General features: G+C 65.2%; 17 protein-coding genes. 9 read left to right on the forward strand and 8 right to left on the reverse strand.

The features are described 5' to 3' along the window. The first annotated feature begins 13 nt into the window (after window positions 1-13). The gene (locus tag SKC41_RS16325) at window positions 14-1,339 is read left to right on the forward strand and encodes a dipeptidase (protein ID WP_330978522.1); all 1,326 of its coding nucleotides are present in this window, start codon (window positions 14-16) and stop codon (window positions 1,337-1,339) included. Between the two features lie 19 nt (window positions 1,340-1,358). On the opposite strand, the gene SKC41_RS16330 is transcribed toward SKC41_RS16325, so the two are convergent. Genes SKC41_RS16330 through SKC41_RS16340 form a run of 3 tightly spaced genes read right to left on the reverse strand, consistent with a single transcriptional unit; the run spans window position 1,359 to window position 4,782 of the window. Beyond that, the gene (locus SKC41_RS16330) at window positions 1,359-2,372 is read right to left on the reverse strand and encodes a VOC family protein (RefSeq protein WP_330978523.1); all 1,014 of its coding nucleotides are present in this window, start codon (window positions 2,370-2,372) and stop codon (window positions 1,359-1,361) included. An 8-nt stretch (window positions 2,373-2,380) separates the two neighbouring features. Then, on the reverse strand, window positions 2,381-3,226 hold the full coding sequence (locus tag SKC41_RS16335; RefSeq protein ID WP_330978524.1) for an alpha/beta fold hydrolase: 846 nt from the start codon (window positions 3,224-3,226) through the stop codon (window positions 2,381-2,383). An 8-nt stretch (window positions 3,227-3,234) separates the two neighbouring features. Continuing rightward, a complete protein-coding gene (locus SKC41_RS16340; protein ID WP_330978525.1) occupies window positions 3,235-4,782 on the reverse strand; it encodes a bifunctional 3-(3-hydroxy-phenyl)propionate/3-hydroxycinnamic acid hydroxylase in 1,548 nt (515 codons plus the stop codon). Between the two features lie 84 nt (window positions 4,783-4,866). Here SKC41_RS16340 and SKC41_RS16345 point away from each other — a divergent pair, with 84 nt between their 5' ends. From SKC41_RS16345 to dmpG, 4 genes are read left to right on the forward strand one after another with little or no spacing between them, the layout of a single operon-like run. Continuing rightward, window positions 4,867-5,514 carry a TetR/AcrR family transcriptional regulator gene (locus SKC41_RS16345; RefSeq protein ID WP_330978526.1) on the forward strand — a complete coding sequence of 216 codons (648 nt, stop codon included), beginning with the start codon at window positions 4,867-4,869 and terminating at the stop codon, window positions 5,512-5,514. A gap of 5 nt (window positions 5,515-5,519) precedes the next feature. Further along, window positions 5,520-6,308: a 2-keto-4-pentenoate hydratase gene (locus SKC41_RS16350; RefSeq protein WP_442931694.1), complete on the forward strand. Its 789-nt coding sequence runs from the start codon at window positions 5,520-5,522 to the stop codon at window positions 6,306-6,308. A gap of 16 nt (window positions 6,309-6,324) precedes the next feature. Next, entirely contained in the window at window positions 6,325-7,272 is a 948-nt protein-coding gene (locus tag SKC41_RS16355; RefSeq protein ID WP_442931628.1) for an acetaldehyde dehydrogenase (acetylating), read from the forward strand. A 2-nt stretch (window positions 7,273-7,274) separates the two neighbouring features. Then, window positions 7,275-8,303, forward strand: coding sequence for a 4-hydroxy-2-oxovalerate aldolase (gene dmpG, locus SKC41_RS16360; protein ID WP_330978528.1), 1,029 nt, complete (start codon window positions 7,275-7,277; stop codon window positions 8,301-8,303). A 26-nt stretch (window positions 8,304-8,329) separates the two neighbouring features. Here dmpG and SKC41_RS16365 read toward each other — a convergent pair whose 3' ends face one another. Then, window positions 8,330-9,562, reverse strand: a complete 1,233-nt coding sequence (locus SKC41_RS16365; protein ID WP_330978529.1) for an AI-2E family transporter — start codon at window positions 9,560-9,562, stop codon at window positions 8,330-8,332. A 123-nt stretch (window positions 9,563-9,685) separates the two neighbouring features. Here SKC41_RS16365 and SKC41_RS16370 point away from each other — a divergent pair, with 123 nt between their 5' ends. Together SKC41_RS16370 and SKC41_RS16375 are read left to right on the forward strand one after the other, a co-directional pair. After that, a complete protein-coding gene (locus SKC41_RS16370; RefSeq protein ID WP_330978530.1) occupies window positions 9,686-10,282 on the forward strand; it encodes an HdeD family acid-resistance protein in 597 nt (198 codons plus the stop codon). 85 nt (window positions 10,283-10,367) lie between these two features. Beyond that, window positions 10,368-10,619 (forward strand): hypothetical protein, encoded by a 252-nt coding sequence (locus tag SKC41_RS16375; RefSeq protein WP_330978531.1) that lies wholly within the window; start codon window positions 10,368-10,370, stop codon window positions 10,617-10,619. A 54-nt stretch (window positions 10,620-10,673) separates the two neighbouring features. Here SKC41_RS16375 and SKC41_RS16380 read toward each other — a convergent pair whose 3' ends face one another. Together SKC41_RS16380 and SKC41_RS16385 are read right to left on the reverse strand one after the other, a co-directional pair. Continuing rightward, a complete protein-coding gene (locus SKC41_RS16380; protein WP_330978532.1) occupies window positions 10,674-10,934 on the reverse strand; it encodes a DUF3060 domain-containing protein in 261 nt (86 codons plus the stop codon). 377 nt (window positions 10,935-11,311) lie between these two features. After that, a complete protein-coding gene (locus tag SKC41_RS16385) occupies window positions 11,312-11,605 on the reverse strand; it encodes a hypothetical protein (protein ID WP_330978533.1) in 294 nt (97 codons plus the stop codon). A gap of 172 nt (window positions 11,606-11,777) precedes the next feature. On the opposite strand from SKC41_RS16385, the gene SKC41_RS16390 reads away from it, so the two are divergent. Then, complete coding sequence (locus SKC41_RS16390; RefSeq protein WP_330978534.1) at window positions 11,778-13,154, forward strand: cytochrome P450; 1,377 nt, start codon at window positions 11,778-11,780, stop codon at window positions 13,152-13,154. Here the strand turns inward: SKC41_RS16390 and bcp are convergent, their stop codons facing one another. Further along, window positions 13,155-13,628, reverse strand: a complete 474-nt coding sequence (gene bcp, locus SKC41_RS16395; protein ID WP_330978535.1) for a thioredoxin-dependent thiol peroxidase — start codon at window positions 13,626-13,628, stop codon at window positions 13,155-13,157. It abuts the gene before it with no gap. 104 nt (window positions 13,629-13,732) lie between these two features. On the opposite strand from bcp, the gene SKC41_RS16400 reads away from it, so the two are divergent. Next, window positions 13,733-13,960 carry a DUF3618 domain-containing protein gene (locus SKC41_RS16400; RefSeq protein WP_090609456.1) on the forward strand — a complete coding sequence of 76 codons (228 nt, stop codon included), beginning with the start codon at window positions 13,733-13,735 and terminating at the stop codon, window positions 13,958-13,960. Between the two features lie 126 nt (window positions 13,961-14,086). Here the strand turns inward: SKC41_RS16400 and SKC41_RS16405 are convergent, their stop codons facing one another. Then, window positions 14,087-15,823, reverse strand: a complete 1,737-nt coding sequence (locus SKC41_RS16405) for a DUF3556 domain-containing protein (RefSeq protein WP_330978536.1) — start codon at window positions 15,821-15,823, stop codon at window positions 14,087-14,089. Window positions 15,824-15,998: the final 175 nt, after the last annotated feature.

The raw sequence follows: 15,998 nt of genomic DNA on the forward strand, positions 1-15,998 counted from the left end.
TAGCCTCAAGACCATGAGCGATCTGGTTGAGCGCGTCCGCGATGTCTTGCCGTCGGTGCGCCGCGATCTCGAGGACTTGGTGCGGATCGAATCGGTGTGGGCCGATCCGGGCCGCCGCGACGAGGTGCATCGCAGTGCGCAGGCAGTGGCGGATCTGTTGTCCCAGGCCGGTTTTAGCGAGGTGCGTATCGTCAGCGAGGGTGGCGCCCCGGCCGTCATCGCGCAGCATCCGGCACCGGCCGGCGCGCCGACCGTGCTGCTGTACGCCCACCACGACGTGCAGCCCGAAGGCGACCGCGAGCAGTGGGCATCGCCGCCGTTCGAGCCGACCGAGCGCGATGGACGGCTGTATGGGCGCGGCAGCGCCGACGACAAGGCCGGTATCGCAACGCATTTGGCCGCATTCCGGGCGCACGGCGGCCAGCCGCCGGTGGGCGTGACGGTCTTCGTCGAAGGCGAAGAGGAATCCGGGTCGCCGTCGCTGGGTCGGCTGCTGGCCGCCCACCGCGACGCACTGGCCGCCGACGTGATCGTCATTGCCGACTCGGACAACTGGAGCACCGAAACCCCGGCGCTGACGGTGACGCTGCGCGGCCTGGTCGACTGCGTGGTTGAAGTGGCCACCCTTGACCATGGTCTGCACTCGGGAATTTGGGGCGGCGTGGTGCCGGACGCGCTGAGCGTGTTGGTGCGGCTGCTGGCCAGCCTGCACGACGACGACGGCAACGTGGCCGTCGCCGGCTTGCACGAAAGCACCGCCGCCGCGGTGGATTACCCGCCCGCGCGGGTGCGCGCCGACTCCGGCCTGCTGGACGGCGTGTCCGAGATCGGTTCGGGTTCTGCGCCGCAGCGGCTTTGGGCCAAACCCGCGATCACCGTGATCGGCATCGACACCACGCCGATCGACAAGGCGTCGAACACGCTGATCCCCAGGGCCCGCGCCAAGATCAGCATGCGGGTGGCGCCCGGCGGCGACGCGGCCGCACACCTGGATGCGTTGACCTTGCACCTGCAACAGCACACCCCGTGGGGCGCGCGGATCAGCGTCACCCGCGGCGACATCGGTGAGCCCTACGCGATTGACGCCAGCGGCAGCGTCTACGACGCCGCGCGCCAGGCGTTCCGGCAGGCGTGGGGCACCGACGCGATCGACATGGGCATGGGTGGGTCGATCCCGTTCATCGCGGAGTTCGCCGAGGCGTTCCCGCAGGCGAAAATCCTGGTGACCGGAGTCGAAGATCCCGCAACCCAGGCACACAGCATCAACGAGAGCCTGCACTTGGGCGTGCTGGAACGCGCGGCCATAGCCGAGGCCCTGCTGTTGGCGAAGCTGGCCTAGCCGGCCGCCTAGCCGGCTGCTAGTCGTCGGCGATCCCGGGTGCGCTGAGCGCCGCGACCGTGTCTTCCCGCTGCAGCACCGAGCGCGCGGCCACCGCAAACTGGTTGAGCTTGTCGACGACGGTTTGCCCTTCCGGCTGGTGCCCCCAGATGCTGATGCCCTGGTGCGTGGTGGGGCTCCAGGTGGATTCATCGACGACGATCGGGTTCCACCCCACCTCCCACTCGAATCCCGACGGCGTCAGCGCGTAGTAGGACAGCTCCTTGTCGTTGGTGTGCTGGCCGACCGACAGCGCGATGCCGAATCCCAGTTCCTTGCTGCGTTGATAGGAAGCAACCATGTCGTCGAGCGTGGCGAGCTGAACGTTCACGTGTTGGACTCGGGTGCGAATCGGGTTGAGAGGCAACATTGTTGCGTTGGCGATTGCTACGGAATGGTGCCGCTCGTTGACCCGCAGGAACCGGATCTTGAGCTTCATGCCGTTGATCGTCTCGTCGATGTAATCCGACAGGCGTGCGTCGAAGACGTGGTTGTAGTAGCCACGGACCAGGTGCGGTTTCTTGGTCGGGAGGGCCACGTGGCCCATTCCGCCTGCGCCGGTGACGAATCCGCTGCCGGGTATGTTCAGAGCCAGCGCAGAGGTGCGGGCGGTGGTGTAGATCTCCTGCGAGAGTCCGTTCGGACCGGGGAACCGCAGGAAGCGCTCGACACCGCGCAGCTTCGCCTCCTCGTCGGTGCCCTCGACGGAGGGCACCCCGTGGTCGGCGACGCGTCGGCTGATTTCGTCGAATGTCGCATGGCCGTCGAGTTGCCAACCCAGCGTGACCACGTCCTCGGCCGGCCCGCGTCGTAGCAGCACGCGACATTCGTTGTCGTCGAGACGGAATCGAACGGTGTCGGGCGTCAGCTCGTCGAGGTGCATGCCGATCGCGTCGCGGCCGAAGCGTTTCCAGTCGCCGATCTTGTTGGTTTCGATCACGACGTAACCCAGGTGCACGTTGCCGAACACCGAAGATGGTTGAGCGGTAGACATTTTGATCCTCAGCTTTTCAAAAATGCAGCGGTGACTGCGTTGAATAGTTCGGCGCGCTCCCACTGCACCCAGTGCCCGGTGCGCGCAGCGAGCAGGACGTCGGCGTTGGGCATCCGGTCTGCCAGCATCGCGGCGCCGCCGGGTTTGTTGACCTTGTCGTCACGCCCCCAGATGATCAGCGTTGGCGTCGTGAGACTGCCGAGTCTGCGGTCGCGGGTGAAGTCCATTCGCCACAGGGTGCGTAAACCGGATGGGCGTTGCAGGGGAGGGTCGGCAACGACCTCGGGATCGATCGACGCCTGGTAGCGGGACTCGATCAGCGCGTCGGGCACCGCGTCCGCGTCGTGCACCAGGTAGGAGCGGATGAACGTGCGCAGCTTCTGTCGGCTCGGTCCGTCGCCGCCGTAGTACGCCAGCAGATTTCGCAACCCCTCGCTGGGCAGGCCGCGGGTCGTTCCGATGCCACCGGGACCCATCAGCACAAGCTTGTCGACTCGGTCCGGAGTATCTAGGGCCAGTCGCAGAGCGCACGAGCCGCCGTAGGAATTTCCGACCAGATGCGCATGGCCGATGCCGAGCTCGTCGAGCATGCCCCGGATGTGATCGGCGAGGTATCCGAACGGATCTCGGCGGTCGACGCCCTTGGTGGAGCGGCCATAGCCCGGCATGTCCGGAACGAGGACGCGGAAGTCTGCGGCGAGCGCGTCGACGTTGCGCGCGTAATTCGACATACCCGAGGCGCCCGGGCCACCGCCGTGCAGCAGGACGACGGCAGGGCCGGTGCCGCTCTCGGCGACGAAGATCTCTTTTCCGTTGACACACACGGTGCGTTCGGTGATGGTGCCGATACTCATTGTTCTCCTTAAGATTTGAAGCCGGCCGGCGGCGGGGGCAAGGGTTGGCGATCACTGGCGCCGGCGTAGACGAAGCCGTCGGGCCGAACGGCCACCACCGCGGCGCCCTTCTTGCCGAGCCAGGCGATGAGCGACCCGTCGTTGTCGACCACGCAGTCCGCACGCGGAATACTCCCGGGTGAGGTGACCTGCAGGACGGGCACGCCCGCCGCCCGCCAGTCCGGGCACTGCGCGGCGCGCCCGGTGTGCAGCACGGTCCAGCGGCCGCCGATCACGTCATCGAGACGAACGTTGTCGCCCTTTTCGTCGAGGATGCAAGGTTGCGGGATGAGCCAGCCGACGGCCCCGTTTCCGTTGTGCGCCAGCAGACCGTCACGGTAGCGCGCGTCGGGCAGCCAGCGGTGATTGCGCAACCAGCTGAGGAAGTACGGCACCTTGCTCGCCGTACGGAAGAGATGATTGCGGACGGTTGCCCGGAACCGATTCCGCTGAATGATGAGGTTGCCGGTCTTGACCGCGCGGTTGGTCACCTCTTTGACATGTGGCAGGCGCTCGGCCTGGTAGCTGTCGAGCACGGATTCCGGCAGCGACCCGTTCAGCACGGCCCCGAGCTTCCAGCACAGGTTCCCCACATCGCGCACGCCCGCGCACATACCCTGGCCGATCCACGGCGGCATCGCGTGTGCGGCGTCGCCGGCCAGGAAGATCCGGCCCGCGCGCCATCGGTCGGCAAAGCGGACATGGTGGCTGTAGCAGGCGAAGCCGAGGATCCGCACATTCTGCGGAGATATTCCCTGGCGGCTCAACACCTTCCAGATCGCCTCCTCGTTGAGGAAGTCGTTCTCGTCCTCCTCGTCACGCACCGGGAACTCCCAGCGGTGGTGTCCTAGCGGGGTGGGGCAGTCGACGGTCGGCCGGTCGGGGTTGCAGTGGAACCGAAGCCGGTCGTGGCCGGGCCATTCCTCGAGCACTTTGGTGTCGATGACGATCCAGCGCTCGGCGTAGGTCCGGCCGCTGAACCCGACACCCAGCTGGGCACGAATGGCGCTTGACCCGCCGTCGGCGGCGATCACATAGGAGGCACGAATCCGGCGGAAATCGTCGGTGGTGAGGTCGGCCAGCATCAATTCGACCCCGTCCTCCTGGGGGATGAGCCGCAGACATTCGTGGTTGAGCAGGACGGACACGTTGGGGAAGCGGTCGACCCCTTCGCGCAACACCGTCTCCAGCGCGGGTTGATAGATGAACTGCTGCGGCGGGTGACCGTTGCCCCGCGACACGGGCGTCAGCCTGACGAACGGCACGCCGTTGGCGTCGACGAACGCCGCCCCGGAGCCGGGCTGCATATCGGCGTTGAGGCGATCGGCCAGCCCGACCTGCTGCCAGATGCGAACGACTTCCTCGTCGGTGGAGATGGCGCGGGCACGGGCATAGATGTTGGGGTCGCGTTCCACCACCACGACATTGAGGCCGAGTTGGCCTAGCAGGTTCGCCGCGGTGCAGCCGACCGGGCCGTAACCGACGATCGCCACGTCATAGGTTTTTTGGTCTTTCATGTCGGCCCCTTCGCCGCTTGTTAATGTAGTGCTCCATACAGTAAGCTTTTGTCACGTGACCGTCAACACCCCGAGGGAGGCACCGTGACGACAGGCACCGACGCAGGCGAACCTCGCGCCCGCAGACGCACCCGCGCCAACGGCGAACAGTCGCGCGAACGCATCCTGGATGCGGCGACCGAGGTCGCCACCGAACGCGGTTACGAAGGCACGACGATCTCGCTGGTCAGCAAGAAAAGCGGCCTGCCCCCGACCTCGATCTATTGGCACTTCACCGACAAGGACGACCTGATAGCCGCGGTCATCGAGCGAAGTTTCGGCCGGTGGCTGGCCGCGCTGGATCTGCCGGGCGAGGCGATGGTCCGCGAGCGGGTGGTCGACCTCGGCACGCAGGTGGCCAAGGCGCTACTTGATGCGCCCGACTTCATCCGCCTGGGGCTGATGCTCGCGCTGGAGCGTCGCCCCGTCGAGCCGCGGGCCCGGGAGATGTTCCTGCAGGTGCGCGACCGGGCCTTTCACCGATTCGAGACGATCGTGCGCGATGTCGCACCCGACCTCGATCAGGACAGCGTGCGGCTGCTGACCACGTACGCGATCGCCGGTGCCGACGGGCTGTTCATCGCCAAGGAGGTCGGTGGCGACTCGGTTGACCTGATCAAGCTGTTCGAACTGCATGCCCGTCTGGTCTTCGACTCGGCGACTCAGCTCTTACAATCCGGGGATCTCAAATGACCAATGTGATCGCTGAGGACCCCCAGCTGGACGTGGCGGCTCAGCGGTTGTACGCCGCACAGGTGAGCGCCAACCCCATCCCGCCGCTGACCGACTCGTACCCCAATCTCGATGTGGCTCAGGCATATTGGGTGCAGCGCCGCAATCTGGCCCGTCACGTCGGTGCGGGCGCGCAGGTGCGCGGCCACAAGATCGGGCTGACCTCGGCACCGATGCAAACTCTGTTGGGGGTCCATGAGCCGGACTTCGGCTACGTCCTGGACACGATGATGCTGGCCGACGGGGCGACGGTGCCCAGGGGCGATTTCTGCGCGCCGCGGGTGGAGCCCGAGGTGGCGTTTCTGCTGCGGGCGCCGCTGCGCGGGCCGGGGGTGACGGTCGACGAGGTGCTGGCGGCCACCGAAGCAGTGGCCGCAGCGCTGGAAGTCGTGGACAGCCGCATCGCCGATTGGCGGATTACTTTGGCGGACACCGTCGCCGACAACGCCAGCTCCGGTGCGGTGGTACTGGGCAAATGGGTGCCGATGTCCGACGCGCCTGCGCTGCGCGCCACCACCGCGGCGCTGTACTGCAACGATGCGCTCGTCGAAACCGGGCAGGGCACCGCCGTGATGGGTGATCCGGCTGTGGCCGTCGCTTGGCTGGCCAACGCGCTGTCCGAGTACGGAACCGCAATCGAGGCCGGACAATTCGTGATGTCCGGCTCCTACACGACAGCCGCGTTTGTTGAGGCCGGTGACCGAGCATCCGCCACGATCACCGGCCTCGGCGCGGTCGGCCTCAGTTTCGCGTAGATCGAAAGGAAACCCCATGACCGGTGCAGCTTTTCCGGTGGCGATCATCGGGTCGGGCAACATCGGCACCGACCTCATGCTCAAGATCCTGCGCAGCGGGGGACCGCTGACTATGGCAGCGATGATCGGTGTCGACCCGGCTTCTGACGGGCTGGCACGGGCGAAACACTCTGGTGTGCTGACATCTTCGGAGGGGGTCGACGGGTTACTCGCCCTCCCCGGCTTCGATGACATTCGGTTGGTGTTCGACGCCAGCTCTGCCGAGGCCCACCTGAGGCACTGGGAGGCGTTGCGTCACACCGGTGTACGACTGCTCGACCTCACCCCGGCTGCCATCGGCCCATTCTGCGTTCCGGTGGTCAATCTCGAAGACCACATAGACGCGCCGAACCTCAACATGGTGACGTGTGGCGGGCAGGCAACGGTGCCGATCGTGGCCGCGGTCAACCAAGTTGCGCCGGTGTCCTACGCCGAGATCGTGTCGGCGATCTCGTCCAGGTCGGCCGGGCCCGGCACCCGTGCGAACATCGACGAGTTCACCGAGACCACCTCCACCGCTTTGCAAGTCGTCGGCGGAGCCCAACGAGGCAAAGCGATGATCGTCCTCAACCCGGCCGAACCGCCGATCCTGATGCGCAACACGGTGTACTGCCTGGTCGAGGGCGACTGCGACCACGTCGCCGTCGAGGCGGCCATCGCAGCGATGGTCGAGCGGGTCCAGCGTTACGTGCCCGGATACCGGCTCAAACAGCCGGTGCAGTTCGAGTCTTTCGGTCCGGACAACGCGCTCTACATTTTCGAGACGGGGAAGTTCATCGGCACCAGGATCACCGGCCTGCTGCAGGTGACGGGCGCCGCCGATTACTTGCCCGCCCATGCCGGAAACCTCGACATCATGACATCGGCGGCACTGGCGACCGCGAAAAGCATTGCGGCACATGCGACGAAGAAGGTGGGTGTCTGACCATGGGTAGCACTGAGACTGAGCGGCTCTACATCAGTGACGTTACCCTGCGTGACGGGATGCACGCGGTGCGCCACCAATACAGTCTGCGGCAGGTCACCGACATCGCGGCAGCGCTGGACGCCGCGGGTGTGGACTCGATCGAGGTCGCTCACGGCGACGGGCTCGGCGGGTCCAGCTGCGTCTACGGGTTTGGTGCACACACGGATTTGGAGTGGATCGAGGCGGTCGCCGCTGTGGTGCGCCGCGCTAAGATCGCGACCCTGGTACTGCCGGGAATCGGTACCATCCGAAATCTCGCCGCGGCGCACCGGGCGGGTGCCAGCGTGGTGCGGGTCGCCACCCACTGCACCGAGGCCGACATTGCGGCACACCACATCTCGGCCGCCCGCGACATGGGCATGGACACCGTCGGCTTCCTGATGATGAGCCACATGGCAACCCCCCAGGCGCTGGCTGAGCAGGCCGCCTTGATGGAGGGCTTTGGCGCCGGCTGTGTGTACGTCGTCGATTCCGGCGGCGCAATGACCATGAGGGATGTCGCCGAGCGTGTCAACGCGGTGCGCCAAAAGCTTTGTCCAAAAACAGAAGTCGGAATCCACGCCCACCACAACCTGTCGCTGGGTGTGGCGAATTCGATGGTGGCCGTCGAGCATGGGTGTCGCCGCGTCGACGCGTCACTGGCCGGTATGGGTGCAGGTGCGGGCAACGCCCCACTGGAGGTCTTCATTGCCGCCGCTACCCGCATGAATTGGCGGCACGCATGCGATCTCAACGCCCTCGAGGATGCCGCCGACGACCTGGTTCGCCCACTGCAGCAACGTCCGGTGCGCGTCGATCGCGAGACGCTCACCCTCGGCTATGCCGGTGTGTACTCCAGCTTCCTGCGGCATGCGGAGGCGGCGGCCGAACGCTTCGGTGTCGACGCACGAACGCTTCTCGTCGAGGCCGGGCGTCGTGGGATGGTCGGTGGGCAGGAGGACATGCTCGTCGACATCGCCCTGGACCTGTCGGGCGCGACTGCGCATTGACCTTCGCCGCAAGGGCTTCGGCAATTTCATGCCTCGTCCAGCACGGGAAAGAGCAATTCCTGGGCCAGCAACTGCAGAGCTGCTGCGACCGGGATCGCCACCAGCGCTCCAACTACGCCCAGCCACGCCGCGCCCAGGAGCACGGCGACTACGGTGACACCGGCCGGTACTCGCACGGCGCGACCAATGATCTTGGGCGTCAGTAGATAATCCTCGCCAAGCCGGAAGCCCATGTAGAAGGCGACAGTCGCGACGGTGACGGGGATGGAGACGCTGAGTGCAACGGCGGCGACGATGAAGCCCCCGACGGTTGAGCCGTAGGGGAAGAGGTCCAAGACGGCCACGACCACGCCCAGCAGGACTGCGTAGGGGATATCGAGCAGCAGACACCATACGAATGTCGCGAACCCCGCGATGACCGAAGTCAGCACATTCCCAAACAGATATGCGCCGAACTTGGCCACCACCTCGTCACCGATCAGGATCGCGCGTGGCCGCCGGGAGTTGGGCACGAGTCGGTAGAAGCCCGCGCGGATGCGTCGCATATCGGCGAGGAAGTACACGGTAAGCATGGCCACGATACCGACGTGGGACACGACCCCGAACACCTGCGAACCCGTCCGCACGATCCCCGTGACGGTGAAGCGGCCGGATCCGTTGACCGTCTCGGTGATTCGCTGTTGCAGGTGGACGCGCTCGTCGATCCGGCCGATCAGCGACGAGCGGTCGTGGGCGTGCTGCAGGTAATGCGGCAGCTGCTCGGCGAGCTGGCGCGCCTCCTGTACGAGCGGGGGAATGGTGGCGGCCAACGTCCCGGCAGTTAGCGCGAGCACCAGGGTCACGACGACGGTCACGGCCGCCCAGCGCGGCAACTTTCGGTTGACCAGCCACGACACCGCGGTCTCAAGTCCGAGCGCGAAAAACATTGCGACGCTGATCAACAACAACACCGATGACATCGATCCAAGCACGCGCACCGCGCCATACGTCACGGCCACGCCGGCCGATGCGGTCAACCCGACGACAAATGGGGAGCGCCGGTCGAACCGCTCACCACGCCGGCCAAATCGGTGCTCGCCGGAACGCAATTGCGCGGCGCGCAGTTCGGCGTCGGCGATCGGTCCCTCGTCATCGCTGTGCGGCTGACCGACCAAGGGGTGATGACCTCGATCGTCGAGGTGGTGCCGTGGCTTTGCGTTGTCAACCACGTGTGCCCGTACGCGAGGATCGCTGTGCCCTTCTTGGTGATCACCGCTCATCGCCGGAGTCTGTAGCCCCGATTCGTGATGCACAAGGGGACTTTGTGCCCTACGTCGGGAATTCCGCGCAAGCGCACACTATGTCCTGTTGGTATGCCGACAAGCTGGCTTTAGGAGCTGAGCATGACCATCTTGCAGACGCCAGAAGTTTTTCGTAACGCGTGGAAAACGGTGATCGCCTCGGGGCTGATGGCCCTGGCCTTGGGTGTTGTGATTTTGATCTGGCCCGGTAAATCGATCCTTGTCGCGGCAGTGTTATTCGGCGCATACCTGCTGATATCGGGGATAGGGCAGATCGCTTTCGCGCTGGCGCTCGACGTCACCGTCGGCAGCCGGGTTCTCATGCTCATCAGCGGGGCGCTGTCGGTGGTGCTAGGAGTTTTGGCTTTCCGCCACTTCGGCGGCGGCTTTGCCGTGATGTTGTTGGCGATCTGGATCGGCGTCAGCTTCATATTCCAAGGCGTATCGGAAGCCGTGCTGGCGATTAGCCATTCCGAGCTGCCGGGGCGAGGGTGGCATACGTTTCTGGGCATCCTCACGGCGATTGCCGGGATGATCGTGCTCACTTGGCCATTCGACAGCATCGTCATGCTGGCGACCGTCACCGGGGCATGGCTGGTCGTCATCGGAATTTGTCAGATCATTTGGGCATTCCAAGCACGCAGGACGGTCGAGCACACGGCGCAAGGAATTCAGCGCCTGGCAGGCGCCGCCCGCTAGTTCCCGGGCGATCAGCGGCACTAGGTCGAAAGATGCTGTGCCGCAAGGCTTACTTCCCTCATCCTCGCGATAAAGGAGGCGTGCCGTGCCTGATCTGATCCGCCCCACCCGAGAGGTCATCGAGGAACACCGCGCGATTGGGCATGTCGACGATCCCCGAGTGTCGTGTAGCTGCGGGGCAAAAGAAGTGTCCGATCACTCCGGCCACGTCGCGGAGCAGAGTCTCGACCGGTTGAGCCTCAAGCCCGAATCGGTCGATCACGCGAAGAACAGAATCCGCTACGCGACAGCGTGGCTGGATTGGGAGCTGACCAAAGCCGAAGGCGCGCAGTGCTGATCGGTCGTTGCGCAATCTTGCGTTCGACTGGCCGGCACCTTCACCGACCGCCTGTCAACGGGGGCGTGGGCGCTGAAAAACGGTGTTGTTGTTACCCGTCTTATTGATCGTTGGCGACCCGGAGTGGTAAGCGATCGCGTTGTCGTCGCCGAAGGCACTGATGATGTCGGCACTGTCGACGGTGACATGGTTTGCACTTCCGGCGACGTCCAGCCTGCGACAGTGGCCGGTGACCGTGTACGTATTGTTGTCGCCTTCCAGCCTCAGGCTTCCGTCGTTGCAGTCGATCGTGTCCTTCGCGCCGGCGTTGATCATGGTGAGATTTCCTTGGACTGTGGTGCCGGAGTAATGACCCAACAGGGCCGCTATCGCGAACGCAGCCGCGAACGCGCCCACCAGTACCACCCGACCTCGCGGCGTGTTCGCTAGTCTCGCGACGCCCGCAAACCACCGCCACCACGTTCCCCCCAGTAAGCGGTCTGCGCCCCGGCCGCTGTTGTTCGACATACCGGACGGCTGCGCAGCACCCCTTGACGACTGCGCAGCACCCCTTGACGGCTGCCCGGTGCCGCGCTCCAGGTCGCGTATGTATTCCTCAGGATCTCGTTTCTCCGGGTCTTCTTTCGGGGCCATTGCTCAATAATCCGCTCTGCGGTTCAGTTTTGGAGTCGTCGCGTCGAGGTCGCGACAGTTCACGGCCAGGGGAAGCCGGGTGCCGGTGGGGGTACGTCGGCCGGATTGGCCTCCTCGAAGTGATACACCGGGCCGGACGGGCCGCTGGTCACGGTGACGGCGAACCAGTGGCACACACTCAAATCAAATCCCGGCGGTATCGGAACGGTGTATCCCCATTTCTGGCCGGGGCAGTAATGCCAATAGGACGGCCCGGCCTGGGCAGGTGCGGCCAGACCCAGGCCGGCCACGGCCACGCCACCGGATATCAGCGCGCCCGCGACGATTCGACCTAAGGTGCGAGGTGTATTCATCAGTAGACCTTTCGCTGCCAATTGCGCCGTACATCACGGCAATCCATTACCGAAATTCTGGCTATCGCGGGCGGCTACCGATCCCAAATTAAGTCCAGAATTACTTTGTAGACGGACCGTCTCGCCGCATACTGCTTCTATAGGCAGCCACTCGTCCGCAGGAGAGGCCACGGTGACCACGGAAGACACGCTGACCGGCAAGGCAGACAGGGCCGGCAAGACCAACCGTTACCACTTTGATCGCCACACTCCGGAGTACCGCGAACGGTTCACCGCGATCACCGAGGAGATGCATGCCAGGTGCCCGCTGGCGTGGACCGACACCTATGACGGGCATTGGGTGGCCGCGGGCAACCGCGAAGTCTTCGAACTCGCTCGATGCCCGCACGTGTCCAACGATCACGACGTGACCGGCGAAGGCACCGGCTACAAGGGCATCACGATTCCCACGCTGCCGCAGGGAACCGGCGTCCGCGGCGGCATGCTCGAGATGGACGAACCCGAGCACTCCGCCTACCGCAGCATCCTGAACCCCTACCTGTCGCCGGCGGCCGTCAAGCGCTGGAAGCCGTTTGTCGACGAGATCGTGCGGGCGAGCATCGACGAGAAAATCGAAGGAGGGCGCATCGACTTCGTCGACGATCTCGCGAACGTCGTGCCCGCTGTGTTGACCCTGGCGATGATGGGCGTTCCGCTGAAGAAGTGGCAGCTCTATTGCGAGCCGGCTCACGCCAATGTTTATACCCCGGCCGATTCCCCGGACGCGCCAAGGGTTTTGGACCAGACCATGGCGATGGGGGCCGACCTGTTCAATCACCTCCTCGAGATCCGGGATAACCCGCGCCCCGGCCTGGTGGATGCGTTGGCAAGACTTCAGATCGACGGCGAACCCGCCCCCGACAGCGAACTGCTCGGAATGCTCGGCTTGATCATCGGCGGAGGCTTCGACACGACGACCGCGCTGACCGCGCACGCACTCGAATGGCTAGGCGAAAATCCCGAGCAACGCGCACTGCTCCGGCGCGAATCGGACACGCTGCTCGACTCGGCCACCGAGGAATTCCTGCGTTACTTCACGCCTGCGCCCGGGGATGGTCGCACGATCGCCGCCGATCTCGAAATCGCCGGCACACGTTTCAAGGAGGGCGATCGCCTGTGGCTGTCCTGGGCGATGGCCAACCGCGACCCCTCGGTGTTTCCCGATCCGAATCGTTTGGACCTCGGCCGTAAGAACAATCGGCACTTCAGCTTCGGGCTCGGCATCCACCGCTGCATCGGCTCCAATGTCGCGCGCGTCGTGTTCAAGTCGATGCTCACGGCGGTGCTCGACCGGATGCCCGACTACCGCTGCGACCCCGAGGGCACCGTGCACTATCCGACCATCGGCGTGATCCAGGGCATGCAGCACCTGCCGGCCACCTTCACCCCCGGCAGGCGGCTTGGGCCGGGGCTCGACGAGACGCTGGAGAAGCTGCAGCGGGTCTGCGACGAACAGGGATGTGCGCGGCCCATCACCGAGCACACCGCGGCAGCCGTCATCGGCGACTGACTACACCGACAGATCGCGCCTGAGCTTGGCGACGTGGCCCGTGGCTTTGACGTTGTACTGCGCGACGGCGATCTTGCCCTTTTCGTCGACCAGGAACGTCGAGCGGATGACGCCGGTGACCGTCTTGCCGTACATCTGCTTTTCGCCGTAGGCACCGTACGCCGTCAGCACCTTGCGCTCGGGATCGGACAGCAGCGGAAACGTCAGCCCCTCCGCATCGCGGAACTTGGCGAGCTTCTCAGGCTTGTCGGGTGAGATCCCGACGACGTCGAGGCCGGCCTCGTTGAGCTCGGCGAGGCTGTCGCGGAAGTCGCAGGCCTGCTTGGTGCACCCCGGCGTCGAGGCCGCCGGGTAGAAGTACACGACGACACGGCGTCCCTTGTAGTCGGCCAGCGACACCTTGTGTCCGTCGGCGTCGGGAAGGCTGAAGGCGGGCGCTTTATCGCCCGGCGCCAGCCGCGTGGTCTCGGTCAACGTGGGTCCTTTCTGTTCCCGGCGCGCTGGCATCGAGGCCAGCTGATCTAGGGTAGTGCCTCAGGTGCACCACGCCGACTATGGAGGACTTGGAGGACAGGACCGTGGCCGACCGGGACCCCGAAGCCATCAAGCAGGAGATCGACCTCGCCCGCGACCAGCTCGCGGCAACCGTCGATTCACTCGCCGAGCGTGCCAACCCTCGCCGTCTTGCCGACGACCTCAAAATCCGGGTGATCGGGTTTGTCACCAAGCCCGCCGTCGTCGTCACCCTGGCCGGTGTCGGTGCGATCGTCGTCGTGATCGTGGTGCGCCGGGTCAGGAACCGCTGACGCGGCCCAGCCCTCAAGCGCGGCCGTCGAGTGTGACTCCGTGGCTTTGGCTGTGCGGCCAGGGCGGGAAAATCGCCGAATCGTCGCCGTAGCCGCACACTCGATTCAGGCCGTGCCGGTGCCGGGTCAGGAACCGCTGACACGACTGCTTTCGACGTGCACCGGGAGATCGTCGGCCCACGGCTGGGTGGTGACCATGTCCTCGACATCGACGTAGCCACGCTCGAATTCACCCGTCGCCGCATCCACCAGCCGATATTCCTGCCGCTGTCGCTGGATGGGCTGCGCGTCGAGGATCACCACCCGCACGTCTCCGGGCTCGAAGCCGCAGCGCTGTTGTAGCGCCTCGATGAGGCACTCGTTGTGCATGTGGCCGTCGCCGAAGTTCCAACCCAGCACCATCGAGCACAGCACCTCGCCCTCGCACAGGTTGTAGTCGTCCTCGTCGTAGCCGGCCAGCGCGCGGTGCACCAGCGTCAGCAGCGCCCGCCCGTGGGTGTTCATGCCGCGGAACGCCAGCGCGAGGTGCAGGGGGATCAGGGTCTCCTCCTTGCTGCCGTACAGCCGCTCGAGTTGCAGGTGCTGCATCGGGCCGAGCGCACGGGAGCCGGTGCGGAACTTGTCGTCCACCGCGGGCTTGACGCACCACACCGTGGTGTCCCAGTTGCCCGCGTAGTAACGCATGCCGGGCAGGAATGAAACCTTGCGCGGGAACAGGTTTCCCACCACGACGACCGTCGTGATGACCGCGAACAGCACGACGGGCCAGGGGCTGGTCAGATCCGACAGACCGATCTGTGCATGCGCCACGAACAGCCACAGCACACCGAAGATCATGAACACGTTCCACTCCAGCGGGACCCCCATCGGAAAGGCCAGCAGGATGTTCAGGTGGAACACGATCATCACGAATGCGGCGATCGCGGTCGGCCAGCCGCCATGGGAGAAGAGCAGCGCCAGTGGCACTAAACCTTCGATCGCGGTCGAGAAGTGCGCGATGAAGCCCGACAACGCGCTGGGCCTCAGGTCGTCCGGATAGCGCTTGAACAGCGAGCGCTTGAGCACGCCCGAGGGCAAGAACGGATTGTTGGCCAGCATCGTCGAGATCACAAACGGGAAGTGTCTGGTGATCTTCGATGTGGCTGCGCCCAACCAGATCACCATGAAGACGAGCTTGGCTCCGATGACGATGTCGGGCCCGACGAACAGGAACGCCAGCGCCAGCGGCCCGTACACCTCGGCGCGCGCGGCCAGGAAGATCACCTTGTCGCGCAGGCTGATTGCGGCCAACACCGCGAGGATCGCGATGGTCTGCCACCGCGGCAGCACGCCAATTACCGTGTGCAGAGCCGGAATTGGGCCGGACCCGTCGGATACCAGAGCCATCGTTAGCAATACCAGCAGCGCACCGTAGAGCAGCGCGTCGAACGGGGTCTGGTCGATGCCGTTGGTCAGCGGCACTCGCTTCGGCCAGGGCGGCAGCCGGATGGTGCCGGGCCGCAGCCAGTACAGGATCGATCCCATCGGGGGGAAGTAGCGCCCGGCCAGCGGCCCGAAACAACAACCCAGACCGACGACTTCGAACAGCATGGTGAACAGCACGGCCTTCTGAAACACGATCGGCTCCGACCACCACATGCTGACGTCGCCGAAGCCGCCGATGCCCGTGGTGCACCATCCGAAGAACCAGCCGCCAAGGATGTAGAGCGCGATCTTCACGCCGTACATCACATGCATGATCAGGGGAGTGCCGAAACCGTTCTCGGCGACATGGCGCTGCATCGGGATGATCCGCTGGGCGCGAGGCAACTTGCTCCACTCGGCTACGTCGACGACGGGCAGGTTGGGTTTGATGAACCCCATTGCGGCTCCTTCGGCGCGGCTCTTTCGGGGATGCCAATCGAGAACTGGCACCGAGGAGAAACTACTCTCAGCAACCATCGCGCGATAGGATTTGCCAGGCAGACAATGACGACCAATGCGTTCGGGGTTCTAGTGGAACGCCGTCAGGGTTTCGAACCCCGGACCCGCTGATCGA

The sequence above is a fragment of the Mycobacterium sp. 050128 genome (assembly GCF_036409155.1).
Classification (GTDB): domain Bacteria; phylum Actinomycetota; class Actinomycetes; order Mycobacteriales; family Mycobacteriaceae; genus Mycobacterium.